This is a genomic window from Mycobacterium sp., assembly GCF_019243155.1.
Classification (GTDB): Bacteria; Actinomycetota; Actinomycetes; order Mycobacteriales; family Mycobacteriaceae; genus Mycobacterium.
The window spans coordinates 1-25,232 of the sequence record NZ_JAFAUS010000097.1 but is presented as its reverse complement, the minus strand read 5'-3'; the positions used below and the strand labels follow the sequence as shown (position 1 = coordinate 25,232).

The following is a 25,232-nucleotide window of genomic DNA, read 5'->3' as shown; positions in this document are numbered from 1 at the left end:
ACCGTGCACCTGCCCGCGCCGAATGTCTCGGGCCTGCTCAGCGCCGCCGGCGCGCCGTTGCTCGACAGCGACCAGGCGGTGCCCAACGCCGCGGCGCCGATCGTCGACGGCATGGAAATCCAGGTCACCCGCAACCGGATTCAGCGGGTTACCGAGCGAATCCCGCTGCCCCCGAATCAGCGTCGGGTCGAGGACGCGGACATGAACATGAGCCGCCAGGTCGTCGAGGACCCGGGCAGCCCGGGCACGCAGGACGTCACGTTCGCGGTGGCCACCGTCAACGGCGTTGAGACCGGCCGGCTTCCCATCGCCAACAGCGTCATCGCCCCGGCCCGTGACGCCGTGGTCCGCATCGGCACCAAGCCCGGCACCGACGTGCCGCCGGTGAGCAACGGCTCCATCTGGGACGCGATCGCAAGCTGCGAGGCCGGTGGAAACTGGGCGATCAACACCGGCAACGGGTACTACGGCGGTGTGCAGTTCGACCAAGGCACCTGGGAGCGCAACGGCGGAACGCGGTTCGCGTCGCGCGCCGACCTGGCGACCCGAGACGAACAGATCGCCATCGCCGAGGTGACTCGGGCGCGTCAGGGATGGGGTGCGTGGCCCGTGTGCAGCGGAAGAGCTGGTGCGAACTGACCATCCGGCTGCTCGGGCGCACGGAGATCAGACGGCTCGCCAAGGAACTTGAAATCCGGCCACGGAAGTCCCTCGGCCAAAATTTCGTTCACGACGCCAACACGGTGCGCCGGGTGGTTTCGACCTCCGGTGTGAGTCGCAACGACCATGTCCTGGAAGTCGGTCCCGGCCTGGGGTCGCTGACGCTGGCCCTGCTCGACCGCGGCGCCACCGTGACCGCCGTCGAGATCGACCCGGTGCTGGCGGAGCGGTTGCCACAGACGGTCGCCGAGCACTCGCACAGCGAGATACAGCGTCTGACCGTGGTCAACCGCGACGTCCTGACGCTGCGTCGGGGCGACCTGGCCGACGAACCCACGGCCGTCGTCGCGAACCTGCCCTACAACGTCGCCGTCCCGGCGCTGTTGCACTTGCTTGCCGAATTCCCGTCCATTCAGACCGTCACGGTGATGGTGCAGGCGGAGGTCGCCGAACGTCTCGCCGCCGAGCCCGGCGGCAAGGAGTACGGCGTGCCCAGCGTCAAGGTTCGCTTCTTCGGGCGGGTACGGCGTTGCGGCATGGTGTCGCCGACCGTCTTCTGGCCGATTCCCCGGGTCTACTCCGGCCTGGTCCGGATCGACCGGCACGCCGCCTCGCCGTGGCCGACGGACGAGGCCTTCCGCCGACAGACATTCGAACTCGTGGACATCGCGTTCGCCCAGCGGCGCAAGACCAGCCGCAACGCGTTTGTGGAGTGGGCGGGCTCGGGCAACGAGTCGGCGAATCGGTTGCTGGCCGCCAGCATTGACCCCTCCCGCCGCGGGGAGACCTTGTCCATCGACGACTTCGTGCGGCTGTTGCAGCGCACCACCGACTCCGGCGACGGCACCGCCGGGACAACACACCCGGACTCCACCGAACACCGGGCCTCGGCCAGCTGACCCGGCTCTTTCAGGGTCTTGTAGGGCGCCGCTGCGTGTAGTCGGCCGGTGGCAGCGATAGTCTGCTGCGGTGTCCGCGTCTGACGGCAATACCGCCGCGCAGTGGGTGCCCACCGGGTCGGTCACTGTCCGGGTGCCCGCGAAAGTCAACCTCTATCTGGCGGTCGGTGACCGTCGCGAGGACGGCTATCACGAGCTGACGACGATCTTTCAGGCCGTCTCGCTGCTCGACGAGGTGACCGTTCGCAACGCCGACGTGCTGTCGCTCGAGATGGTCGGCGAAGGCGCCGACAAGCTACCCACCGACGAACGAAACCTCGCGTGGCAGGCCGCCGAACTGATGGCCGAGCATGTCGGCCGCGCCCCCGATGTGTCGATCATGATCGACAAATCCATCCCGGTAGCCGGCGGCTTGGCGGGCGGCAGCGCCGACGCGGCGGCGGTGCTGGTCGCGATGAACTCGCTGTGGGAGCTCAACGTGCCGCGGCGCGATCTGCGCATGCTCGCGGCGCGGTTGGGCAGTGACGTGCCGTTTGCGCTGCACGGCGGGACCGCGCTGGGCACGGGCCGTGGCGAGGAGCTGGCCACCGTGTTGTCCCGCAACACCTTTCACTGGGTGCTCGCGTTCGCCAACAGCGAGCTGCTCACACGAAAGGTGTTCGCCGAACTGGACCGGCTCAGGGAGGTGGGAAATCCGCCACGCCTTCCCGCGCCCGGGCCGGTGCTGGCGGCCCTGGCCGCGGGCGACGCCGAACAGCTGGCGCCGCTGCTGGGCAACGAAATGCAGGCGGCCGCAGTGAGTCTGAACCCCGGCCTGCGGCGGGCTCTGCGCGCCGGCGTCGAGGCCGGCGCCCTGGCGGGCATCGTGTCCGGTTCCGGGCCGACGTGCGCCTTCCTGTGCTCGTCGGCGGCCTCGGCGGTCGACGTGGGGACCGAAGTGTCCGGGGCCGGTGTCTGTCGCACGGTGCGGGTCGCCTCGGGGCCGGTGGCCGGCGCCCGCGTGGTGCCCGCGCCGACCGAGGAATGACGCTCCTCGACTGTGAAAAGAACCGCAATTTGCGCGTTTGTTTGGCGGTTCCCTAAGAGGAGTTTAAGATATTGCCCGGTGATGGAGAGCGTTGAGCAAGATCACATAATTTCGTCGTCCGCCGGGCGTTCCGGCGGGCGATTAATGATTTGCGCTCGACATGACTTCGTGGCGCCCGGGGGGGACCCATCACCGATTCGAGACTTAACCGTCGCCCTTTTGAGATTGCGCGCCTGCCGCCAGGCGTTACCCGGCCGGTGGAATATGAAATCCCGGGCGCTGGGTAGAGTGCCGGAACCGAGGAGGATTTTGTGAGCAGGTTTACCGAGAAGATGTACCGCAATGCCCGCACTGTCAGCACGGGCATGGTCACCGGTGAACCCCACGAGCCTGTTCGCCACACCTGGGGCGAGGTCCACGAGCGCGCTCGCCGCATCGCGGGCGGCCTGGCCGCCGCGGGCATCGGCCGCGGCGACGCGGTCGGCGTGCTCGCCGGCTACCCGGTCGAGATCGCGCCGACGGCGCAGGGCCTGTGGATGCGCGGCGCCAGCCTGACGATGCTGCACCAGCCCACGCCGCGCACCGATCTGGCCGTGTGGGCCGAGGACACCATGAACGTCATCGGCATGATCGAGGCGAAGGCCGTGATCGTCTCCGAGCCCTTCCTGGTGGCCATCCCGGTCCTCGAGGAAAAGGGCATCACGGTCCTCAAGGTCGCCGACCTGCTGGCATCGGCGCCGATCGACCCGATCGAGGTGGGCGAGGACGACCTCGCGCTGATGCAGCTGACGTCGGGGTCCACCGGCTCGCCGAAGGCCGTCCAGATCACTCACCGCAACATCTACTCCAACGCCGAGGCGATGTTCATCGGCGCGCAGTACGACGTCGACAAGGACGTCATGGTGAGCTGGCTGCCCTGCTTCCACGACATGGGCATGGTCGGCTTCCTGACCATCCCGATGTACTTCGGTGCCGAGCTGGTCAAGGTCACGCCGATGGACTTCCTCCGCGACACGCTCCTGTGGGCCAAGCTCATCGACAAGTACAAGGGCACCATGACCGCGGCGCCCAACTTCGCCTACGCGCTGCTGGCCAAGCGGTTGCGGCGCCAGGCCAAGCCCGGTGACTTCGACCTGTCGACCCTGCGCTTCGCGCTGTCCGGCGCCGAGCCCGTCGAACCCGCCGACGTCGAGGACCTGCTCGACGCGGGCAAGCCGTTCGGCCTGCAGACCTCGGCGATCCTGCCGGCCTACGGCATGGCCGAGACCACGCTTGCCGTGTCGTTCTCGGAGTGCAACGCAGGCCTGGTGGTCGACGAGGTGGACGCCGACCTGCTGGCCGCACTGCGCCGTGCCGTCCCCTCCACCAAAGGCAACACCCGCAGGCTGGCGACGCTGGGCCCGCTGCTGAAGGACCTCGAGGCTCGCATCATCGACGAGAACGGCGACGTGATGCCCGCCCGCGGCGTCGGCGTCATCGAGCTGCGCGGCGAGTCGCTGACACCCGGCTACCTCACCATGGGCGGCTTCATCTCGGCCCAGGATGAGAACGGCTGGTACGACACCGGTGACCTCGGCTACATGACCGACGAGGGCCACGTCGTGGTGTGTGGCCGCGTCAAGGACGTCATCATCATGGCGGGCCGCAACATCTATCCCACCGACATCGAGCGGGCCGCCGGCCGCGTCGAGGGGGTACGTCCCGGCTGCGCCGTCGCGGTGCGCCTGGACGCGGGCCACTCGCGCGAGACGTTCGCCGTCGCGGTGGAGTCCAACGCCTTCCAGGATCACGCCGAGGTGCGTCGCATCGAGCACCAGGTCGCCCGCGAAGTGATGTCCGAGGTCGACGTGCGGCCGCGTAATGTCGTCGTGCTCGGACCGGGAACCATCCCGAAGACACCGTCAGGCAAGCTGCGCCGGTCCAACTCCGTCACCCTGGTCACCTAGGGCGGGCGACTACCAGGCGTGGACGCGGTTCTGCGCGGGTTCTAATCCCAGCTCGATCAGCAACTCGGTGGCATCCGCCGCCTGCTCGCAGATGGTCGGAACCTCCGCGCGCTCGTTGGCGGTGAAGTTCTCCAACACGAACGCCGCCGGATCTTTGCGTCCCGGCGGACGGCCTATCCCGATGCGCACGCGCTGAAAGTCCTTGGTGCCCAAGGCCGCCGCCACCGAACGCAGCCCGTTGTGTCCGCCTTCGCCGCCGCCGATCTTGAGCCGGATACGGCCGAATTCAAGGTCGAGGTCGTCGTGGAGGACGACGATGTCGGCCGGTGCCACCGAGTAGAACTTCGCCAACGGCCCGACCTGGCGGCCGGATTCGTTCATGTAGCAACGCGGTTTGGCGACCAGCACCGAGTGCCCGGCCAACCGGCCGCTGACGACCTCGGCGCCGGATCGCTTGTGCGCCTTGAACTTCGCGCCCAACCGCTCGGCGAGCAGGTCGGCGACCATGAAGCCGATGTTGTGCCGCGTGCGGGCGTAGGTGTCTCCGGGGTTCCCCAGGCCGACGACCAGCAACGGCTCGGCCACGTTGGGAGTCTCCTACTCGGACTCGTCCGCGGCGGCCTCGTCCTCGCCTGCCTCTTCTTCCGCCTCTTCCTCGACAGCCGCTTCCGCGGTGACCTCGCCGGCACCCTCTTCGGCCAGTTCCTCTTCCGTCGGGGCGGTAACCACGTTGACGACCAACATGTCGGGATCGGAGATCAGGCTGACACCGCTGGGCAGGGTGATCTGCCCGGCGTTGAACTGCGTGCCTGGTTCGGCGCCCTCAACGGAGACAGTCAATTGCTCGGGGATCGACAGGGCGTCGGTCTCGATCTCGATGGCGTTGGTGTCCTGGGTGACCAGCGTGCCGGGCACGGGGTCGCCCTCGATGACGACCCGGACCTCGACGACGACCTTCTCGCCGCGACGCACGACCAGCAGGTCGGCGTGGGTGATGGTGCGCCGAATCGGGTGGATGTCGAGGGCCTTCGTCAGCGCCAGCTGCTCCTTGCCCTCGATGTCGAGGGTCAGCACCGCGTTGGTGCCGGTGTGCCGCAGCACAGCCGCGAAGTCGTGGCCCGGCAATTCCAGGTGGCGGGGGTCGGCGCCGTGACCGTACAGAACGGCGGGAATCCAGCCGTCGCGGCGGGCACGGCGCGACGCGCCCTTACCGGTCTCGGTTCGCACCTTGACCTTCAGTTGGTTGACTGCTGACTTGGCCATCGACTCGCTCCTGTGTGCTCGGCGCCTACTGTTCAGGGGGCACGGCCAGGTCGCGACTATTCGTCGGTCTCCGTCGATAACGGTGCTGGCTGACCAGCCACCCTCGCCGTGACGCCCGGTCAGGTTAGCGCATTTGCGCGGTCAAGCAGAAATCGCTGAGGGGCGTCCGCCCGCCTCACAGCGACAACGCGGTGCCGGTCAGCCGCTCGGAGAGCTCCCAGAGCGCCGCGGCCGTGCCCGCGTCCTGCGCCCGCCGGCTGCGCGCGACCGGTTGCGTGGGCCCGACCTGGCCGAATCGCGGTCCGACGAACGTGTTGCCCGGCAAGTCCTGCGACGCCGCATACAGCGTTTGCCGAGCGCCGAAGTCGGCGTCGGTGGCGACCACCCGGGTGACCGCCGACATCAGCGCATCGCCCAGCTTGCGGCCGGTGGCGCCTTGCAGGTTGGTGTGCGAATAGCCCGGGTGGGCCGCCAGCGCGCGCAGCGGGGACCCGGCGGCGTCGAGGCGGCGCTGCAGCTCGCTGGTGAACAGCAGGTTGGCGAGTTTGGACTGGCTGTAGGCGAGCCACGGCGAATACCGGCGGTTCTTCCAGTTCAGGTCGTCCAGGTTGATCCGCCCCGGCCAGTGCGCCATCGACGACACGGTGACCACGCGGTCGGTGAGCTTGGGCAGCAGCAGATTGGTGAGCGCGAAATGCCCGAGGTGATTGGTCCCGATCTGGCTCTCGAAGCCGTCCGCGGTCAGCGAGAACGGGGCGGCCATGATGCCGGCGTTGTTGATGAGCACGTCGGCCTTGTCGACCCCGTCAGCGAAACTTCGCACCGACGACAGATCCTGCAGATCGAGTGGGCGCACCTCGACCTGCCCGGCGATCTGCAGGGCGGCCTTCTCACCCTTGCGGGTATCGCGAACGGCCATGACGATGGTGGCGCCCTGGCGCGCCAACTCACGCGCCGTCACGGCGCCCAGCCCGCTGTTGGCCCCGGTGATGATGACGGTGCGCCCGGCGAACGACGGCAGGTCCGCGGCGGTCCAGTTGGTCATGCCGGAAACACTAGTGACATCACTTTGCCGCGACGACGAATCCGTGAATGATCGTCTCGATGTCGGTTGACTCCGCGGCCGCCTGGTCGGCCAGCGTGGTGATCGTCAACTGAACCAGATATCGCTGCTTGGCGGGTGGGGAGCCGGTGGCGATGACGATCCGGTTCAGGCTGTGCAGCCGCGTGCCGTCGAGGTCGTAGCTGCCCTGGATCATCGACGAGGGAAACCCGTTGAACGGTTTGTTCGAAGCGTCCAGCTGCTTGAAGTTCTCGAACAGTTGCGCGTCGGCGTTGCCATGCTGGATCACCTGCGCGGGATCGAAATCTCCGTTCAGCTTGAACACCACGAGGCGTGCCGTTGGGTACTTGCCGCCCTTGGAGATCATCACCGTTTCCGGCGCGATGTTCTTGCTGCTGAACGGCGCCCACCCCGGGGGGGTCGCAATCGACACCGTCAGGTCGGGCAGGGATCCCGGTGCCACCTGCTGGCCGGTGACGCCGATGCTCTGCAGATATTGCGACAGCGGGACGGGCTTTTCCGCGGCGCTGGTCTGCGTGGTGGCGGCCGAACTCGTCGTCCAGATCGATTGGTAGTCAGGGGCTTTCGGTCCACATCCGGCAGTGAAAACAAGCGCGATCAGCACGGCGGCGGCCGCGCAGCGGCGCGCAAGCCCGAACGCTTGGCTCACAGAATCTCGCGGACCGCGTCGATCGGTCGAGCCAACCGGGTGCCCTTCGATGTGACGACGAAGGGACGTTCGATGAGGATGGGGTGTTCCGCCATGGCGTCGAGCAACTGATCGTCGGTCGCGTCGGCGAGATCGAGTTCGGAGTACAGCGATTCACGCTTGCGCACCGCGGTCCGCACGTCGATGCTCGCGGCGCGAATCATCTTGAGCAGTTCGTCGCGCGACGGCGGGGTTTTCAGATACAGAACGACCTCAGGATCAAACCCGTTGTCCCGCAACAGGTCCAAAGTCTTGCGTGAGGTGCTGCACTTCGGATTGTGGTAGATGGTAGCGCGAGCGGCCATCTACGCGTCCCCGTCGAACAGCCCTGTGACTGAGCCGTTTTCGAACACGGCGCGAATGGTGCTGGCCAGCAGCGGCGCGATGGACAAGACCGTGAGCTGGGGGAAGCGCTTCTCCTCGCCGATCGGCAGCGTATTGGTCACGATGACTTCGCGGGCTCCGCAGGCGGCCAGCCGCTCGGCGGCCGGGTCGGACAGCACGCCGTGGGTCGCCGCGATGATCACGTCCGCGGCGCCGTCGTCACGCAACAGCTTCACGGCGCCGGCGATGGTGCCGCCGGTGTCGATCATGTCATCGATGAGAACGCAGGTCCGGCCGCTGACCTCGCCGACGACGCGGTTGGAGACCACCTGGTTGGGCACCCGCGGGTCGCGGGTCTTGTGGATGAAGGCCAGGGGGACGCCGCCCATCGCGTCGGCCCACTTCTCGGCGATGCGCACCCGCCCGGAATCGGGGGAGACGACCACCATGTTGCCGTCGGGGTAGTTGTCCCGGATGTACCCGGTCAGCAGGTTCTGCCCGCGCATGTGGTCGACGGGCCCGTCGAAGAAGCCCTGGATCTGGTCGGTGTGCAGGTCGACTGTGACGATCCGGTCGGCACCCGCGGTCTTGAGCAGGTCGGCCACCAGCCGCGCCGAGATCGGTTCGCGGCCGCGGTGCTTCTTGTCCTGGCGCGCGTAGGGATAGAACGGCATGACGGCGGTGATCCGCTTGGCGCTGCCCCGCTTGAGCGCATCGATCATGATCAGCTGTTCCATCAGCCAGTTGTTCACCGGGACGGGGGCCGACTGCAGGACGAAGGCGTCACACCCGCGCACCGACTCGTGGAACCGCACGAAGATCTCGCCGTTGGCGAATTCGCGCGCCGTCTGGGCCGTGACGTGCACGTCGAGCTCTTTTGCCACCTGTTCGGCCAGCTCTGGGTGCGCACGACCAGAGAAAAGCATCAAGTTTTTGCGGTTGTCGGTCCAGTCGTGGCTCAACGTGCTGCCCTCGCCGTATCGGGAAAGAGATTGAAAAAGGGAAGTCCCATCGTACGAAGCGAATCGTACGGAAATATGGGCGGGTTGCCAGCTACCAAATGCACGGTGTCTATTCGGGTTCTGCCGACGAGCCGGTCGCCGGGGCGTGTTCGGCGGCTCTTTCCGCTGCTTGAGCGGCCGCGGTGCCCGGCCGTTTTCGTTGCACCCAGCCCTCGATGTTGCGTTGCGGACCCGCCGATACCGCCAGCGCGCCCGGGGGGACATCGTCGCGCACGACCGTGCCCGCGCCCGTGTAGGCGCCGTCGCCGACGGTCACCGGGGCCACGAACATGGTGTCGGATCCGGTGCGCACGTGGGAGCCGATCGTCGTGCGGGATTTAGACGTGCCGTCGTAGTTGACGAACACGCTGGAGGCGCCGATGTTGCTCTGTTCGCCGATGTCGGCGTCGCCGACGTAGGTCAGGTGCGGGACCTTGGTGCCCGCACCGATGGTCGAGTTCTTGGTTTCGACGAAAGCGCCGAGCTTGCCCTCGGCGCCCAGCACCGTGCCGGGCCGCAGGTACGTGAAAGGGCCGACGTCCGCGCCGGCGCCGATCGCGGCCGACGAGCCGTGGGTGCGCACCACCGACGCGCCGTCGCCGACAGTGACGTCGGTCAGGGTGGTGCCCGGGCCGACGGCGCAATGACTGCCGATCTGGGTGCTGCCCAGCAGTTGCGTCTCGGGGTGGATGACGGTGTCGCGACCGATTGTGACGTCGACGTCGATCCAGGTGGAGGTCGGGTCGACGATGGTCACGCCGGCCATCTGGTGGGCGGCGACGACGCGGCGGTTGAGCTCGGCGCCCAGCTCCGCCAGCTGGACGCGGTTGTTGACGCCGGCCACCAGTGCGCTGTCGTCGACGTGCCGGGCGCGAACGATGTGACCGTCGCCGCGCAGGATGGCGATCACGTCCGTCAGGTAAAGCTCCTGCTGGGCGTTGTTGGCGCTCAACCGGTTCAGCGCCGACCGCAGCGCCGCCACATCGAAGGCGTAGACGCCGGCGTTGACTTCGCGGATCTGGCGCTGCGAGTCCGTCGCGTCGGCGTGCTCGACGATCGCGGTGAGTTCGTTGTCCTGGGTGCGCAGGATGCGGCCGTAGCCGCCGGGGTCGGGCAGCGTCGTGGTCAGCACGGTCGCGGCGGCCGATGCCGCGTTGTGGCTCGCGACCAGATCGGCCAAAGTGTCGGAGTCCAGCAGCGGGGTGTCGCCGGAGGTGACGATGACGACCCCGTCGTAGTCGTCGGGCAGGGCGGACAGGCCGCAGCGGGCCGCGTGGCCGGTGCCCTGGGGCCGGTCCTGCAGCGCCACGTCGATCGGGCGTCCCAGCGTGTCAGCCCATTCGGCGACCAGCGGGGCGATGCGCTGGTGCTCATGGCCGAGGATCACGACCAGATGCTGCGGCGCCACCTTTGCGATCGAGTGCAGTAGATGGGCCAACATGCTGCGGCCCCCGAGCGTGTGCAACACCTTGGGGGTATCCGAACGCATCCGTGTACCCGGTCCTGCCGCCAGCACCAGAACCGCGGTATCACCCCGAGACGACATTGACCCTCCTTGCTGGCCCTGCCTATATGTCGGTGGGCTCCACGCGGGATGCCGACACGTCGTCAAGCGTGGCATTCCACCTGCGGTTAAGGCAAAAATGGCTGCGCATGCCGCGACAAGCAAGAGCTCCGTCGCCAGGACTCGAACCTGAACTGTCTGAACCAAAATCAGAAGTGCTGCCGATTACACCACGACGGACCGCGTACCCATTGACGAGCGGCGGTCAACACCGACCGCGCCAAGAAGACTTTAGTCCGACGACGATGCGGGCCGCTTGCGGCCCGATGAGGAGTCGGACAATTTCGAACCGGTCGGACGACGATGCGGGCCGCTTGCGGCCCGTTGACCGATACGCTGATTGACGTGGCCGTGCTGGATCCCCAAGCGCAAAAGGAACCGGACAAAGAGGCGCGGGCGCCGCGCGCGCGGATGACCGGCACCGAACGTCGGCAACAACTCATCGGCATCGCACGCTCGCTGTTCGCCGAACGCGGCTATGAGGGCACCTCGATCGAGGAGATCGCGCTGCGCGCCAACGTCTCCAAGCCCGTCGTCTACGAGCATTTCGGCGGCAAGGAGGGGCTGTACGCGGTGGTCGTCGACCGCGAGATGTCGGCCCTGCTGGACGGCATCACTTCGTCGCTGACCAACAACCGGTCCCGGGTACGGGTCGAGCGCGTCGCGTTGGCGCTGCTCACCTACGTCGAGGAGCGCACCGACGGGTTCCGGATCATGATCCGCGACTCGCCGGCCGCGATCAGCTCTGGCACCTACTCCAGCCTGCTCAACGATGCCGTCAACCAGGTCAGCTCCATCCTGGCCGGCGACTTCGCCCGTCGCGGCCTGGATCCGGATCTGGCGCCGCTGTACGCGCAGGCGCTCGTCGGTTCGGTGTCGATGACGGCCCAGTGGTGGCTCGATACCCGCGAACCCAAGAAAGAAGTGGTCGCCGCGCATCTGGTCAACCTGATGTGGAACGGCCTGATCGGTTTGGAAGCCGATCCGCGGCTGCAGGACGAGGGCTAACCGCAGTCGCGGGACAGCAGGTCGGCGACCGTTTCGCGGCGAACCAGCTCGCGCGCGCGGCCGTCTTTGACCGCCACCAGCGACGGGCGGCCGACCATGTTGTAGTTCGACGCCATGCTGTGGTGGTAGGCGCCGGTGCAGGCCACGGCCAGCAGATCGCCGGGGCGCAAGTCGGCGGGTAGCTCGATGTCGCGGGCGATCTCGTCGCCGGCTTCACAGTGCCGGCCCGCCACGGTGACGAGTTGCTTGAGCCCCATCGCATGCCGGTTCGCCAGCGCGACGGTGTAGCGCGCCCCGTACAACGACACCCGCGGGTTGTCGCTCATCCCGCCGTCCACGGCGACGAAGGTGCGGCCACCGGCTTGCGTCTTCACCGAGCGCACCCGATACAGCGTCACGCCGGCCCGGCCGCTGATGGCCCGGCCGGGTTCCACCACGATCTTGGGGCGGGGGAAATGCTCGGCGGCGCAGGCTTCGTCGAGGGTGTCCTCGATGACGGTGGCCAGCCGGTCAGGGTTGAGCTCCGGATCGCCGGAGACATAGGGGATGGCATGGCCGCCACCGATGTTCAGCTCGGTGAGGATGACGCCGTGCTGGGCACGGATGTCGGCCATTGCGGCGATCATCCGGCGGATCGCTTCGCCGTAGAGGGTGGGGTCGGCGACCTGCGAGCCGATGTGGCAGTGCAGGCCGACCAGGTCGAGGATGGGGTGCGCCAGCACCCGTTTCACCGCGTCGGCGGCGTGGTCACCGTCGAGGGTGAACCCGAACTTCTGGTCGCTGATGCCGGTGGTGACCGCGCGGTGTCCGTGAATGTCGATGTCCGGGGTCACCCGGATGAGCACCGGCTGGCGCCGGCGCGCCACGCCCGCGAGGTAGGCGACCTCGATACAGGAGTCCAGCACGATGCGGCCGACACCGACGCGCACCGCCTCGCGCAACTCGTCAGGAGATTTCGCGTTTCCGTGCATGATGATGCGGGCCGGGTCCATTCCGCCGGCAAGGGCAGCGGCCAGCTCGCCGCTGGAGCAGACGTCGATGCCGAGCTTCTCTTCGCGGACCCAACGGGCCACCGCGGTGCTCAGGAGCGACTTTCCGGCGTAGACAACCTGAATGCCGCGCAGCGCTTTGCGATAGCGGCGGGCGCGGTGCCGAAAGTCGGATTCGTCGATGACGTAGGCCGGGGTTCCAAATTCGTCGGCGATATCGGCCAGTGATACACCGCCGACGCACAGTCTTCCCTCCTCATCGGGATGGGCAGTGATGGGCCAGATCGCGGGATCGAATCGTGGGGGAGCCGCGTGACCCAGAGACGGCAGGATGTCGAGCAATGTCATGAGTCCAACGTGCGCGCGTACAGCCGCGGCGGGAGCTTTTCTTACGATCCCTTGACGTCGGCGGGCTCAATATTGACGAGGTTCAGTGTCTCTAGCGGGCCCCTAGAATGGACGTCATCATGACCGCACCGGGGGCTGCTCGCCCAGAAACCCCGATCGCGGGGCTCGTTGAATTGGCGCTCACCGCGCCGACCTTCCAGCAACTGCTCGAAACCGCGGCCGCTCGCCCGGCCGAATTGAGCCTGGTAGGTCCAGCCAGCGCACGGCTTTTCGTCGCCAGCGCGCTGGCGCGGTTGGGTCCTTTACTGGTAGTCACCGCGACCGGGCGCGAAGCCGATGACCTGACCGCCGAACTGCGCGGCGTCTTCGGCGATGCTGTGGCGGTCTTCCCGTCGTGGGAGACCCTGCCGCACGAACGACTCTCACCGGGCGTCGACACCGTCGGAGCCCGGTTGACGGTGCTGCGCCGGCTGGCCCACCCCGACGACGCGCGGCTGGGGCCGCCCCTTCAGGTGGTGGTGACCGCGGTGCGCTCGTTGCTGCAGCCGATGGCGCCGCAGCTGGGTTTGCTGGAACCGGTCACGCTGAGCGTCGGTGCGGAAGTCGAGTTCGAAAGCGTCATCACGCGGCTCGTCGAGCTGGCCTATACCCGCGTCGACATGGTGGGCCGCCGCGGCGAATTCGCGGTTCGGGGAGGGATTCTCGACATCTTCCCGCCGACCGCCGAGCATCCGGTGCGCGTCGAGTTCTGGGGCGACGAGGTCAGCGAAATGCGGATGTTCTCCGTCGCCGACCAGCGCTCCATCCCCGAGATCGAGGTCGACACGCTGATCGCGGTGGCCTGCCGCGAACTGCTGCTGACCGACGAGGTGCGGGAGCGGGCCGCCCAGCTGGCCGCACGGCATCCCTCGGCCGGGCCCGCCATCACCGGAAGCGTGCTGGACATGGTCGCCAAGCTGGGCGAGGGCATCCCGGTCGACGGCATGGAGGCGCTGCTGCCGGTGCTTCGGCCCGGCGAGCACGTGCTGCTCACCGACCAACTGGCGCAGGGCACGCCGGTGCTGCTGTGTGACCCGGAGAAGGTCCGCACCCGCGCCGCCGACCTGATCAAGACGGGCAGCGAATTCCTCGAAGCGTCGTGGTCGGTCGCCGCTCTGGGCACCGACGCGCCCGTCGACGTGACGCAGTTCGGCGGCTCGGGATTCGCCGAACTGGACGACGTGCGGGCCGCCGCGGTCCGGGCCGAGCACCCCTGGTGGACGCTGAGCCAGCTGTCCGCCGAGTCGGCCGTGGAGCTGGACATCCGGGCGGCGCCATCGGCGCGTGGGCATCAGCACGACATCGACGGCATCTTCGCGATGCTGCGTGCGCACGTCATGACCGGCGGCTACGGCGTGGTGGTGGCGCCCGGAACCGGCACCGCGCATCGCGTGGTGGAGCGGCTGGCCGAATCGGACACACCCGCGGCCATGCTGGAATCCGCCGCTGCGCAGGAGGCGGGCCCGAAGGCCGGGGTCGTCGGCGTCCTCAAGGGGCCGCTGCACGACGGTGTCGTCATCCCGGGCGCCAACCTGGTGGTGATCACCGAGACCGATCTGACCGGTAGCCGGGTCACGGCCACCGAGGGCAAACGGTTGGCGGCCAAGCGCCGCAACACCGTTGATCCGCTCGCGCTGACCGCCGGGGACCTCGTGGTACACGATCAGCACGGCATCGGCCGGTTCGTGGAGATGGTCGAGCGCACCGTCGGCGGGGCCCGGCGCGAGTACCTGGTGCTCGAATACGCGTCGAGCAAGCGGGGTGGCGGCTCGGACAAGCTGTACGTCCCGATGGATTCGCTGGACCAGCTGTCCCGCTACGTCGGCGGGCAGGCGCCGGCGCTGAGCAAGCTCGGCGGCAGCGACTGGGCCAACACCAAGACCAAGGCCCGGCGGGCGGTGCGCGAGATCGCCGGCGAGCTGGTGTCGCTCTACGCCAAGCGGCAGGCCAGCCCCGGGCACGCGTTCGGACCGGACACGCCCTGGCAGGCCGAGATGGAGGACGCATTCGGCTTCACCGAAACCGTCGACCAGCTGACCGCGATCACCGAGGTCAAGGGCGACATGGAAAAACCGATCCCGATGGATCGGGTGATCTGCGGCGATGTCGGCTACGGCAAGACCGAGATCGCGGTCCGCGCGGCGTTCAAGGCGGTGCAGGACGGCAAGCAGGTCGCCGTGCTGGTACCGACCACGCTGCTGGCCGACCAGCATCTGCAGACGTTCAGCGACCGGATGACCGGGTTCCCAGTGACGGTCAAGGGGCTGTCCCGATTCACCGATAACGCCGAGTCCCGCGCCGTCATCGACGGCCTGGCCGACGGCTCGGTGGACGTCGTCATCGGGACCCACCGGCTGCTGCAGACCGGGGTGCGCTGGAAGGACCTGGGCCTGGTCGTCGTCGACGAGGAACAGCGCTTCGGCGTCGAGCACAAAGAGCACATCAAGTCGCTGCGCACCCATGTCGACGTGCTGACCATGAGCGCCACCCCCATCCCGCGCACGCTGGAGATGAGCCTGGCCGGGATCCGCGAGATGTCGACGATCCTGACCCCGCCCGAAGAGCGCTACCCCGTGCTGACGTACGTCGGCCCGCACGACGACAAGCAGATCGCCGCGGCTCTGAGGCGCGAGTTGCTGCGCGACGGGCAGGCCTTCTACGTGCACAACCGGGTCAGCTCCATCGACCGGACCGCCGCCCGGGTGCGCGAGCTGGTGCCCGAGGCGCGCGTCGTGGTCGCACACGGGCAGATGCCCGAGGAGCGCCTAGAGCGCACGGTGCAGGGTTTCTGGAACCGCGAATACGACATCTTGGTGTGCACCACGATTGTCGAGACCGGCCTGGACATCTCCAACGCCAACACGCTGATCGTGGAGCGCGCCGACACGTTCGGTCTGTCCCAGTTGCACCAGCTGCGAGGCCGGGTGGGCCGCAGCCGCGAACGCGGTTACGCCTACTTCCTCTATCCGCAGCACACACCGCTGACGGAGACGGCCTATGACCGGTTGGCGACCATCGCGCAGAACAACGAGCTGGGCGCGGGCATGGCGGTCGCGCTGAAGGACCTCGAAATCCGCGGTGCCGGCAACGTGTTGGGCGTCGAGCAGTCAGGGCACGTCGCCGGAGTCGGGTTCGACCTGTACGTCAGGCTGGTCGGCGAGGCGGTGGAGGCGTACCGGGCGGCCTTACAAGCAGCAGAAGACGGTCAGACGGTCATTACCGCAGAAGAGCCCAAGGACGTGCGCATCGACCTGCCGGTAGACGCGCACCTGCCGCCGGACTACATCGCCAGCGACCGGCTACGACTCGAGGCGTACCGGCGGCTCGCCGCCGCGGCATCCGACGGCGAGATCGACGCGGTCATCGAGGAACTCATCGACCGTTACGGCGCCCTGCCCGAACCGGCCCTGCGGCTCGTCGCGGTGGCGCGGCTGCGGCTGCTGTGCCGCGACGCCGGCATCACCGAGGTGTCGGCCCCCTCGGCGGCGACCATTCGGCTGTCGCCGATGACCCTGCTCGACTCCGCCCAGATTCGGCTCAAGCGGATGTATCCCGCCGCGAGCTACCGTGCCACCACCTCCACGGTGCAAGTGCCGATCCCGCGGGACGGCGGGGTTGGCGCGGCACGCATCCGTGACGTCGAATTGGTGCAGATGGTGGCCAATCTGGTGACGGCACTGCAAGGAAAACCACAGACGGACATTGGTATAACGAGTGAATTACCTGCAACGATGGCCAGTGAGGAGCGCCAGGCGCGATGATTCGCGCCGGCGACGAGGCTTCAGCGAAGCGTGAGGAGGAGTGGCGCCGATGATCGTCGTTTTGTTCGACCCGCGCCGCCCGTCGCTGGTGCCCTTGGCGGCGATCGAATTCCTCAGCGGAGAGGTGCAATACACCGAGGAGATGCCCGTCGCGGTGCCCTGGTCGCTGCGCGCGGCGCGCCCGGTGCACACCGGTGACGATGCGCCGGTGCTCCTGTCGTCCGACCCCGAGCACCCCGCAGTCGTGGAGCGCCTGGCGGCCGGGGCGCGGCTGATTTCCGCGCCCGACACGCCCCGCGGCGACCGGCTGGTCGATGCCGTCGCGATGATGGACAAATTGCGCACGGCCGGGCCGTGGGAAAGCGAACAAACCCACGACTCGCTGCGCAGATTCCTGCTGGAGGAGACCTACGAACTGCTGGACGCGGTCCGCAGCGGCAACGCCGACCAGTTGCGCGAAGAGCTCGGCGACGTGTTGCTGCAGGTGCTCTTCCACTCCCGCATCGCGGAGGACGCGCCGCAGTCCCCGTTCACCATCGACGACGTCGCCGCCACGCTGATGCGCAAGCTCGGCAATCGAGCGCCGGGAGTTCTTGCAGGCCAATCGATTTCACTCGAAGAGCAGTTGGCGCAGTGGGAAGAGCGCAAGGCGTCCGAAAAGCCGAGACGGTCGGTCATGGACGACGTCCACACCGGCCAGCCGGCATTGGCGCTGGCGCAGAAGGTGATTGCGCGGGCCGGCAAAGCCGGCTTGCCGTCCGATCTCATCCCGGCCGAGATCACCTCGATCTCCGTCTCGGCTGAGGTCGACGCGGAAAGCGCGCTTCGCACAGCGGTTTTGGAATTTGTGGACACGGTCCGCCTCGTCGAGCGCACCATCGCCGCCGCCCGCCGCGGCAGCGGCGTTCCCGAGGAATTCGATGTCGCACCCCTCGGCGAGGTCACCGTGCAGGAGTGGCGAGAACACTGGCCGTCGGGTGAACTCGAAGACGAGCCCGACGCGTCGGTGGACGACGTCGAGGACCCGGCCGACGAGGACGTCGAAGATTCCAAGACCGATGCCATGGCCGACGAGGCCTGACGCCGATTTCACGCGTTTGACGTTGCTAATTACCGCCGCAAATAGCAACCCAAAAAGTAGCTGAGACTTCTATGGAATCCGTGTGTTGAACCCCGCGGAAAGCGGTCGCCCACAAAACACATGGGACGATGGTGACGACGAAAAGTTGATGCAGCGGCAGTGCAGGGGAGATTCAGACGGACATGGTGTCGCCGAGGCGTTGGTTGCGCGCGGCCGCCGTGATAGGGGCGACCGCGATGCTTCTGGCCTCCAGTTGCACGTGGCAGCTCAGCCTGTTCATCCCGGACGGGGTGCCGCCGCCCGCCGGGGACCCGGTGCCGGAGGTGAACACCCACGCCAGCGGTCGACCTGCGGATCAGCTGCGTGAATGGGCCGCACGACGGTCCGTGACCTTGGAGATTCCGGTCATCGCGCTCGAGGCCTATGCCTACGCCGCCCGGGTTGCCGAGGTCGAGAACCCGAAGTGTCACATCGCCTGGACGACGCTCGCCGGCATCGGACAGGTCGAAAGCCATCACGGCACCTACCGCGGGTCGAAACTGGCACCCAACGGAGACGTGAGTCCTCCCATTCGGGGTGTGCGCCTCGACGGCAGCGGCGGCACCATGCGCATCGTCGACAGCCCGGACGACGCGACGGAAGACGACGGTGTGGTGCGCGCGATGGGGCCGATGCAGTTCATTCCGGAGACCTGGCGGCTCTATGGTGTCGATGCTCACAACGACGGCCGTGTCAGCCCGGACAACATCGACGACGCGGCGCTGGCTGCCGCGGGGTATCTATGTTGGCGCGGCAAGGATCTCGCGACTCCACGAGGGTGGATAACCGCGCTGCGCGCCTACAACAACTCCGGCGTGTACGCGCGGGCGGTCCGGGACTGGGCGACCGCTTACGCGGCGGGTCACCCGCTGTAGCAGGATGTATCGCTGACCCAGGCCTTACGCTAAGGGCGGCCGGGGGCCAGCCCCTGAGCTTGCTACGGCGACTTTGGCCGGCGAACGCACGCACCGGCGACGACGCAAGGAGAACTCAGTGCCGATTATCGAGCAGGTCGGGGCCCGCGAAATCCTGGATTCGCGCGGCAACCCGACGATCGAGGTCGAGATAGCTCTGATCGACGGAACGTTTGCCCGCGCAGCGGTGCCGTCCGGCGCGTCGACCGGCGAGCACGAGGCCGTCGAGTTGCGCGACGGCGGCGAGCGTTACGGCGGCAAGGGCGTGCAGAACGCGGTGCAGGCTGTGCTCGACGAGATCGGGCCCGCGGTGATCGGTCTCAACGCCGACGATCAGCGGCTGGTGGACCAGGCGCTGGTAGACCTCGACGGCACCCCGGACAAGTCCCGGCTGGGCGCCAACGCGATCCTGGGCGTCTCGCTGGCCGTCGCCAAGGCGGCCGCCGACTCCGCCGAGCTGCCCCTGTTCCGCTACCTCGGCGGGCCGAACGCGCACATCCTGCCGGTGCCGATGCTGAACATCCTCAACGGCGGCGCGCACGCCGACACCGCGGTCGACATCCAGGAGTTCATGGTCGCGCCGATCGGCGCCCCCAGCTTCACGGAGGCACTGCGCTGGGGCGCCGAGGTGTACCACGCGCTCAAGTCCGTGCTGAAAAAGCAGGGCCTGTCCACCGGCCTGGGTGACGAGGGCGGTTTTGCCCCGGACGTGGCCGGTACCACCGCCGCGCTGGACCTGATCAGCTCGGCCATCGAGTCGGTGGGCTTCAAGCTGGGCGCCGATGTCGCTTTGGCACTGGACGCCGCGGCCACCGAGTTCTACAAGAGCGGCAGCGGCTACGCCTTTGAGGGAACGACGCGCACCGCCGAGCAGATGAGCGAGTTCTACGCCGGCTTGCTGGACTCTTACCCGTTGGTGTCGATCGAAGACCCACTGTCCGAAGACGATTGGGACGGCTGGGTGGCTCTGACGACGGCGATCGGTGACCGGGTCCAGATCGTCGGCGACGATCTGTTCGTCACGAATCCCGAACGGCTGGAAGAAGGCATCGACAAGGGCGCGGCAAATGCGTTGCTGGTCAAGGTCAATCAGATCGGCACGCTGACCGAGACGCTCGACGCGGTCGCGCTGGCCCACCACAGCGGCTACCGCACGATGATGAGCCACCGCAGCGGCGAAACCGAAGACACCACCATCGCCGACCTCGCGGTCGCGGTGGGCAGCGGCCAGATCAAGACCGGCGCCCCCGCTCGCAGCGAGCGCGTCGCCAAATACAACCAGCTGCTGCGGATCGAGGAGGCGCTGGGCGATGCCGCCCGCTACGCCGGCGACCTCGCTTTCCCGCGATACACCCCGGAAGCCAAATAGGTTGGAATAGCTTGACAGCCAACGGAAGACGCGGCCTGAGCTGAAATGCCCGAAGCGAAACGGCCAGATTCGAAGCGGCGGGCCCCGGCATCACGCCCGGGGAAAGCCGGCGATTCGGTCCGGCGTCGTCGCTCGGCCAAACCGACCAAGCCGTCGTCGAAGCGCACCACACCTCAGGGCGCCCGCGGCGGCAACACCCGCGCGCTGCTCGAGCATGTGGTCGAGCCCATCAAGCGCCAGGCCGCCGAATCCCTCGAGCAGCGTTCCGAGCAGCGGCTGGGCTTCACCGCGCGGCGCGCGGCGGTGTTGGCCGCGGTGGTCTGCGTGTTGACCTTGACGATCGCCGGCCCGGTACGCACCTACTTCGCCCAGCGCACCGAGATGAACCAGCTGGTCGCCAGCGAGGCCGCGTTGCGCGCACAGATCACCGACCTCGAGCAGCGGAAGGCCAAACTCGGTGACCCGGCTTATATTGCGGCGCAGGCCCGCGAGCGGCTCGGCTTCGTCAAGCCCGGCGACATCCCGTTCCAGGTTCAGCTTCCCGCGGCCGCGGTGCCGACGCAGCCGGGATCCCAGCCGGCGAAGCCGGCCAACAACGATCCCTGGTACACCTCGCTATGGCACACCATCGCCGACGCCCCGCACCTGCCGCCGGCCAACGTGCCTCCTCCGGAGACCCCGCCGCCGAACCCCCTACAGCCCGGTGGTTGACCCTGCCGATCTCGAGGCCGTGGCGCGTCAGCTGGGGCGGGAGCCGCGTGGTGTGCTCGAGATCGCCTACCGCTGCCCCAACGGTGAACCCGGCGTGGTGAAGACGGCACCGAAACTTCCTGACGGCACACCCTTTCCAACGCTGTACTACCTGACGCACCCGGCCCTGACGGCCGCTGCGAGCAGGCTCGAGACGACGGGATTGATGCGCGAAATGAGCGAGCGACTGCAGCAGGACCCCGAATTGGCGGCGGCGTACCGGCGCGCCCACGAGTCGTACCTGGCCGAACGGGACGCGATCGAATCGCTGGGCACCACCTTCTCGGGCGGGGGAATGCCGGACCGCGTCAAGTGCCTGCACGTGCTGATGGCGCACTCGCTGGCCAAGGGGCCGGGGTGCAACCCGCTGGGCGACGAGGCGCTGGCGATCTTGGCCGACGAGCCCGGGATGGCCGACCTCGTGGTGGCCGGCCAATGGTGAGCAGGCTCGCGGGAATCGACTGTGGCACCAACTCAATTCGGTTGCTGATCGCCGACGCAAGCGATGGCCGGCTGAGCGATGTGCATCGGGAGACGCGGATCGTGCGACTGGGTCAGGGTGTCGACGCGACGGGTGAGTTCGCGCCGGAGGCGATCGCCCGAACGCGGGCCGCGTTGGCCGATTACGCCTCGCTGCTTGAACGACATGAGGTCACGCGGGTACGGATGGTGGCGACCTCGGCCGCCCGCGATGTCGCCAACCGCGAGGATTTTTTCGCTATGACGGCCGAGGTGCTGGGGGCCGTGGTTCCCGGCGCGATGGCCGAGGTGATTACCGGCGCCGAGGAGGCCGAGCTGTCGTTTCGCGGAGCCGTCGGCGAACTCGACAGTGCGGCCGGGCCTTTCGTCGTCGTCGACCTTGGTGGCGGTTCCACCGAGATCGTGGTCGGCGGGGGGCCGGCAGGGGACCATGTGGCGGCGAGCTACTCGGCGGACATCGGTTGTGTCCGGTTGACCGAACGCTGCCTGCATTCGGACCCGCCCACGGCGCAAGAGGTGGCGGCGGCTCGGCAGGTGGTGCGCGAAAAGCTCGGCGTGGCAATGGGTGTGGTGCCCGTCGCGGGGGCGCGGACGTGGGTCGGCGTGGCCGGCACGATGACCACGCTCTCGGCGCTCGCCCACAACATGGCCTTCTATGACTCTGCGGCCATTCACCTTTCGCGGGTGCCCGGCGGTGACCTACTGGCGGTGTGCGAGCGGTTGATCGCCATGACCCGATCCGAGCGCGCGGCGCTGCCGCCGATGCACGAGGGGCGGGCCGACGTGATCGGCGGGGGTGCGATCGTGGTCGAGGAGTTGGCCCGCGAGCTGCGTGAACGCGCCGGCATCGACGAGTTGACCGTCAGCGAACACGACATCCTGGACGGAATCGTGCTGTCGATCGCGGGTTGAGTGTGCATCCAGGGCTTTGAGTGTGCGGTGAGGGCGGAGATTTCGCTGTTTTCACGCCATGGGCGCACACTCGACGCAAAAAGCGCGCCTCACGCCTCGAAGCGGTAGCCCATACCCGATTCGGTCAACAGGTGCTTGGGATGCGACGGGTCATCCTCGAGCTTGCGTCGCAGCTGCGCCAGATACACACGCAGGTAATGGGTTTCGGTCGCGTAGGCCGGACCCCACACCTCCTTGAGCAGCTCTTCGCGACCGACCAGTTTGCCGCGATTGCGGACCAGCACTTCGAGCATTCCCCACTCGGTGGGGGTGAGGTGGACCTCGGCGCCGTTCTTGGTGACCTTCTTGGCGGCCAGGTCCACCCGGAAGGCATCCGTTTCGATGACCGGTTGCTCCAGTTCGGACGATGCGGTGTTGCGGCGAATCGCAGCGCGCAGCCGGGCCAGAAACTCGTCCATTCCAAAGGGTTTGGTGACATAGTCGTCGGCGCCGGCGTCCAGGGCCTCGACCTTGTCGGACGAGTCGGTTCGCGCGGACAACACGATCACCGGCGCGGTGAGCCAACCCCGTAGGCCGGCCAGCACGTCGATGCCGGATATGTCGGGCAGGCCGAGGTCGAGTATCACCACGTCGGGTTTGTGCTCGGCGGCGGCGCGCAACGCGCCGGAACCGGTGGACGCGGTGATGACCTCGTAGCCGCGCACCGACAGGTTGATGCGCAGCGCACGCAGGATCTGCGGCTCGTCGTCGATCACCAGCACCCGTGTCATCGGCGCCGCTCTCCCCCGCAAGCGGGAGGTGCCCCCACCTCATCGCTGCGCTCTGCATCGCCGCCGGCGCGGGTCACAACGCACCTACCGGTTGCGGCGCAGCGAGATCCACCACGACGGTGAGGCCACCGCCCGGGGTGTCGGTGGCCGCAATGGTGCCGCCCATCGCTTCGACGAAGCCGCGCGCCACCGACATTCCGAGGCCTACGCCGGTGGTGTTGTCGTGATCGCCGAGCCGCTGAAACGCCGCGAAGACCTGTTCCTCTGTCCCGTGCGGAATTCCGGGGCCTTCGTCGATGACGTTGATCAGCACGCGATCACCGACCCGTCCCGCATTGACCCGCACCACGCAGTCGGGGGCATACCGCAAGGCGTTGTCGATCAGGTTGGCCAGGACCCGTTCCAGCAGACCGGCATCGGCGTATACGACGGCGTCATCCACATCGACCTTGACGCGATCGATGGCGGACCGTGAGAAACCAGTCGCGCCCTTGCCGATGCTGACCAGAGCGCGCTGCACCGTCTCCTCGAGATACACGCGGCGCAGATCCGGATGCACCACTCCGGCGGCCAGACGCGAGGAGTCGAGCAGGTTTCCGACCAGCGCGGTCAGCTGGTCGATCGATTCTTCAATTGTGGCAAGCAATTCCGCGGTGTCTTCGGGGGAGAAGGCGACGTCTTCGGCCCGCAGGCTGGACACCGCGACCTTGGCGGCCGCCAGCGGCGTGCGCAGGTCGTGGCTCACCGCGGAAAGCAGGGAGCGCCGCAGCTCGTCGGCGCGCACGATCGCCTCGGTCTGGCTGGCTTCTTCGGCCAGCTCACGCTGCCTGACCAAACCCGCGGCCTGCTTGGCCACAGCGCCGAGCACGCGCCGGTCCCGTGCGGAGAGCTTGCGGCCCGCCATCAGCATCCAGAACTCGTCGTCGCCGACCTCGATCGCGGTGTCGGCGCGATCAACGGTGACACAGGGATCTCTGCCCACGCAGGCGACGATCTCACTCTTCTTGCCGTCGGCGCGCTCCTCTTCGGTGGGTTCCCGCAGCATGCTGACCGCGCGCTGCGCGTACGTCTCTCGCACGCGTTCGAGCAGCGTTTCCAGGTCGGCGCCGCGCAGCACCGAACCCGCGAACAGCGTCAGCAGCTCGGCTTCCTGCGAGGCGCGCCGCGCCTCCCGGGAGCGTTTGGCCGCGCCGTCGACGAGCACAGCGACGGCGACCGCGATCAGCAGCAGCACCAATTCGGTGATGGCGCTGTTGGGTTCGGCGATCGTGAAGCTGTGCCGCGGCGCGATCAGGTAGTAGTTCAGTAGCAACCCGGACAGCACCGCCGAAAGTATCGCGGGCGCAACACCTCCCAGCAACCCGACCAGCAGCACCCCGACAAAGAACAGTGCGCTCTCGCCACCGGTGTCCAGATACGGGTCCAGGAACGTGACCGTGACCGCGCAGATGGCCGACGGCACGATGAAGGCCGCCAGCCACGACGCCACCCGCCGCTCGCGGGGCGAGAGCGACGCCGCGCGGAAACCACGTTTGGATTCCTCGTGGGTGACCAGGTGCACGTCGATCTTTCCCGACATCTCGAGGATCCTGGCGCCGATGCCCTCCTCGAACACTCGCGCCCATCGGCTGCGGCGAGACGTGCCGAGCACCAATTGTGTGGCATTCATTTCGCGCGCGAAATCCAGTAGCGCCGTGGCCACGTCGTCGCCGACCACGGTATGCAACGACGCGTCGAGGCTGTTCGCGAGCTCACGGATCTTGCCCATCCGCGTCTCCGACAAACCCGCCAACCCGTCGCCGCGAATCACGTGGACCACCATCAGCTCGGCGCTGGACTTCGACGCGATGCGGGAGGCCCGCCGTACCAAAGTCTCCGACTCGGGGCCGCCGGTGACGGCCACGACGACGCGCTCGCGCGCCTCCCACATGTCGGTGATCTTGTTCTCGGCGCGATATTTCACCAGCGCCGTGTCGACCTGGTCGGCCAGCCACAGCAGCGCTAATTCCCTTAGCGCAGTGAGGTTTCCACGGCGGAAGTAATTAGACAGCGCCGCGTCGATGCGTTCTGGCGCATAGACGTTTCCGTGTGAAAGCCTGCGGCGCAATGCTTCTGGCGTTATGTCGATCAGTTCGACTTGCGCCGCCTGGCGGACGATGGAATCCGGAATCGTCTCTTTCTGTTCGATGCCAGTGATTTGGGCGACGACGTCGTTGAGGCTTTCCAGATGCTGGACGTTGACGGTGGAGATCACCGTGATCCCGGCATCGAGCAGCTCCTCGACATCCTGCCATCGTTTGGCGTTCTTGCTGCCCG

The 25,232-nt window shown here is 67.7% G+C and carries 22 protein-coding genes and 1 tRNA gene; 12 read left to right on the top strand and 11 right to left on the bottom strand.

All coding sequences use genetic code 11. From position 1 onward, the window contains the following. The 4 genes from JOZ00_RS05000 to JOZ00_RS04985 all read left to right on the top strand — a co-directional run. On the top strand, window positions 1-639 hold a 639-nt coding region (locus tag JOZ00_RS05000), incomplete at its 5' end, for a resuscitation-promoting factor (protein WP_293340562.1). Next, a complete protein-coding gene (gene rsmA, locus JOZ00_RS04995; RefSeq protein WP_293340559.1) occupies window positions 603-1,559 on the top strand; it encodes a 16S rRNA (adenine(1518)-N(6)/adenine(1519)-N(6))-dimethyltransferase RsmA in 957 nt (318 codons plus the stop codon). The genes JOZ00_RS05000 and rsmA, both read left to right, overlap by 37 nt. A gap of 70 nt (window positions 1,560-1,629) precedes the next feature. Then, window positions 1,630-2,586 carry a 4-(cytidine 5'-diphospho)-2-C-methyl-D-erythritol kinase gene (locus JOZ00_RS04990; RefSeq protein WP_293340556.1) on the top strand — a complete coding sequence of 319 codons (957 nt, stop codon included), beginning with the start codon at window positions 1,630-1,632 and terminating at the stop codon, window positions 2,584-2,586. A gap of 311 nt (window positions 2,587-2,897) precedes the next feature. Continuing rightward, window positions 2,898-4,532, top strand: a complete 1,635-nt coding sequence (locus JOZ00_RS04985; protein ID WP_293340553.1) for a fatty acyl-AMP ligase — start codon at window positions 2,898-2,900, stop codon at window positions 4,530-4,532. A 9-nt stretch (window positions 4,533-4,541) separates the two neighbouring features. Here the strand turns inward: JOZ00_RS04985 and pth are convergent, their stop codons facing one another. From pth to JOZ00_RS04945, 8 genes are all read right to left on the bottom strand, one after another. After that, entirely contained in the window at window positions 4,542-5,117 is a 576-nt protein-coding gene (gene pth, locus JOZ00_RS04980; RefSeq protein ID WP_293340550.1) for an aminoacyl-tRNA hydrolase, read from the bottom strand. Window positions 5,118-5,129: 12 nt separating this feature from the next. Continuing rightward, entirely contained in the window at window positions 5,130-5,795 is a 666-nt protein-coding gene (locus tag JOZ00_RS04975; RefSeq protein WP_293340547.1) for a 50S ribosomal protein L25/general stress protein Ctc, read from the bottom strand. Between the two features lie 175 nt (window positions 5,796-5,970). Continuing rightward, on the bottom strand, window positions 5,971-6,840 hold the full coding sequence (locus tag JOZ00_RS04970) for an oxidoreductase (RefSeq protein ID WP_293340544.1): 870 nt from the start codon (window positions 6,838-6,840) through the stop codon (window positions 5,971-5,973). A 19-nt stretch (window positions 6,841-6,859) separates the two neighbouring features. Beyond that, on the bottom strand, window positions 6,860-7,528 hold the full coding sequence (locus JOZ00_RS04965) for an LpqN/LpqT family lipoprotein (RefSeq protein ID WP_293340541.1): 669 nt from the start codon (window positions 7,526-7,528) through the stop codon (window positions 6,860-6,862). Further along, window positions 7,525-7,872 (bottom strand): arsenate reductase (glutaredoxin), encoded by a 348-nt coding sequence (arsC, locus tag JOZ00_RS04960; RefSeq protein ID WP_293340539.1) that lies wholly within the window; start codon window positions 7,870-7,872, stop codon window positions 7,525-7,527. The genes JOZ00_RS04965 and arsC overlap by 4 nt, the downstream gene beginning before the upstream one ends. Then, a complete protein-coding gene (locus JOZ00_RS04955; protein ID WP_293340535.1) occupies window positions 7,873-8,853 on the bottom strand; it encodes a ribose-phosphate diphosphokinase in 981 nt (326 codons plus the stop codon). It abuts the gene before it with no gap. A gap of 109 nt (window positions 8,854-8,962) precedes the next feature. After that, window positions 8,963-10,438, bottom strand: coding sequence for a bifunctional UDP-N-acetylglucosamine diphosphorylase/glucosamine-1-phosphate N-acetyltransferase GlmU (glmU, locus tag JOZ00_RS04950; protein ID WP_293340532.1), 1,476 nt, complete (start codon window positions 10,436-10,438; stop codon window positions 8,963-8,965). A gap of 126 nt (window positions 10,439-10,564) precedes the next feature. Next, window positions 10,565-10,636: transfer RNA gene (locus JOZ00_RS04945), tRNA-Gln, on the bottom strand. A 231-nt stretch (window positions 10,637-10,867) separates the two neighbouring features. Here JOZ00_RS04945 and JOZ00_RS04940 point away from each other — a divergent pair. Further along, window positions 10,868-11,464, top strand: a complete 597-nt coding sequence (locus JOZ00_RS04940; protein ID WP_293340568.1) for a TetR/AcrR family transcriptional regulator — start codon at window positions 10,868-10,870, stop codon at window positions 11,462-11,464. Here the strand turns inward: JOZ00_RS04940 and lysA are convergent. Next, window positions 11,461-12,801, bottom strand: coding sequence for a diaminopimelate decarboxylase (gene lysA, locus JOZ00_RS04935; protein ID WP_293340530.1), 1,341 nt, complete (start codon window positions 12,799-12,801; stop codon window positions 11,461-11,463). The two genes, JOZ00_RS04940 and lysA, sit on opposite strands and share 4 nt — an antisense overlap. A 119-nt stretch (window positions 12,802-12,920) precedes the next feature. Here lysA and mfd point away from each other — a divergent pair, with 119 nt between their 5' ends. The 7 genes from mfd (at window position 12,921) to JOZ00_RS04900 (ending at window position 22,146) form a co-directional block, all read left to right on the top strand. After that, entirely contained in the window at window positions 12,921-16,601 is a 3,681-nt protein-coding gene (gene mfd / locus JOZ00_RS04930; protein WP_293340527.1) for a transcription-repair coupling factor, read from the top strand. 49 nt (window positions 16,602-16,650) lie between these two features. Further along, window positions 16,651-17,682: a nucleoside triphosphate pyrophosphohydrolase gene (locus JOZ00_RS04925; RefSeq protein WP_293340524.1), complete on the top strand. Its 1,032-nt coding sequence runs from the start codon at window positions 16,651-16,653 to the stop codon at window positions 17,680-17,682. A gap of 185 nt (window positions 17,683-17,867) precedes the next feature. Beyond that, window positions 17,868-18,596, top strand: coding sequence for a lytic transglycosylase domain-containing protein (locus tag JOZ00_RS04920; protein WP_293340565.1), 729 nt, complete (start codon window positions 17,868-17,870; stop codon window positions 18,594-18,596). Window positions 18,597-18,714: 118 nt separating this feature from the next. Next, window positions 18,715-20,004 (top strand): phosphopyruvate hydratase, encoded by a 1,290-nt coding sequence (eno, locus tag JOZ00_RS04915; protein WP_293340521.1) that lies wholly within the window; start codon window positions 18,715-18,717, stop codon window positions 20,002-20,004. Window positions 20,005-20,049: 45 nt separating this feature from the next. Beyond that, the gene (locus JOZ00_RS04910) at window positions 20,050-20,715 is read left to right on the top strand and encodes a septum formation initiator family protein (RefSeq protein ID WP_293340518.1); all 666 of its coding nucleotides are present in this window, start codon (window positions 20,050-20,052) and stop codon (window positions 20,713-20,715) included. Next, window positions 20,708-21,196: a DUF501 domain-containing protein gene (locus JOZ00_RS04905; RefSeq protein WP_293340515.1), complete on the top strand. Its 489-nt coding sequence runs from the start codon at window positions 20,708-20,710 to the stop codon at window positions 21,194-21,196. Before JOZ00_RS04910 ends, JOZ00_RS04905 begins: the two co-directional genes overlap by 8 nt. After that, window positions 21,190-22,146 (top strand): Ppx/GppA phosphatase family protein, encoded by a 957-nt coding sequence (locus tag JOZ00_RS04900; RefSeq protein WP_293340512.1) that lies wholly within the window; start codon window positions 21,190-21,192, stop codon window positions 22,144-22,146. Before JOZ00_RS04905 ends, JOZ00_RS04900 begins: the two co-directional genes overlap by 7 nt. 89 nt (window positions 22,147-22,235) lie before the next feature. On the opposite strand, the gene JOZ00_RS04895 is transcribed toward JOZ00_RS04900, so the two are convergent. Both JOZ00_RS04895 and JOZ00_RS04890 read right to left on the bottom strand, forming a co-directional pair. Next, entirely contained in the window at window positions 22,236-22,916 is a 681-nt protein-coding gene (locus JOZ00_RS04895) for a response regulator (protein WP_293340509.1), read from the bottom strand. A 73-nt stretch (window positions 22,917-22,989) separates the two neighbouring features. Next, window positions 22,990-25,232 (bottom strand): sensor histidine kinase KdpD (locus JOZ00_RS04890; protein ID WP_293340506.1); only part of this gene is annotated, 2,243 nt, incomplete at its 5' end.

What these genes read in the sequence shown, in the direction of transcription:
- lysA (WP_293340530.1), bottom strand. Translation starts at nt 12,801, where the DNA reads ATGACATTGCTCGACATCCTGCCGTCTCTGGGTCACGCGGCTCCCCCA.
- JOZ00_RS04975 (WP_293340547.1), bottom strand. Translation starts at nt 5,795, where the DNA reads ATGGCCAAGTCAGCAGTCAACCAACTGAAGGTCAAGGTGCGAACCGAG.
- arsC (WP_293340539.1), bottom strand. Translation starts at nt 7,872, where the DNA reads ATGGCCGCTCGCGCTACCATCTACCACAATCCGAAGTGCAGCACCTCA.
- JOZ00_RS04910 (WP_293340518.1), top strand. Translation starts at nt 20,050, where the DNA reads ATGCCCGAAGCGAAACGGCCAGATTCGAAGCGGCGGGCCCCGGCATCA.
- JOZ00_RS04925 (WP_293340524.1), top strand. Translation starts at nt 16,651, where the DNA reads ATGATCGTCGTTTTGTTCGACCCGCGCCGCCCGTCGCTGGTGCCCTTG.
- JOZ00_RS04895 (WP_293340509.1), bottom strand. Translation starts at nt 22,916, where the DNA reads ATGACACGGGTGCTGGTGATCGACGACGAGCCGCAGATCCTGCGTGCG.
- glmU (WP_293340532.1), bottom strand. Translation starts at nt 10,438, where the DNA reads ATGTCGTCTCGGGGTGATACCGCGGTTCTGGTGCTGGCGGCAGGACCG.
- JOZ00_RS04970 (WP_293340544.1), bottom strand. Translation starts at nt 6,840, where the DNA reads ATGACCAACTGGACCGCCGCGGACCTGCCGTCGTTCGCCGGGCGCACC.
- mfd (WP_293340527.1), top strand. Translation starts at nt 12,921, where the DNA reads ATGACCGCACCGGGGGCTGCTCGCCCAGAAACCCCGATCGCGGGGCTC.
- JOZ00_RS04900 (WP_293340512.1), top strand. Translation starts at nt 21,190, where the DNA reads ATGGTGAGCAGGCTCGCGGGAATCGACTGTGGCACCAACTCAATTCGG.
- JOZ00_RS04940 (WP_293340568.1), top strand. Translation starts at nt 10,868, where the DNA reads ATGACCGGCACCGAACGTCGGCAACAACTCATCGGCATCGCACGCTCG.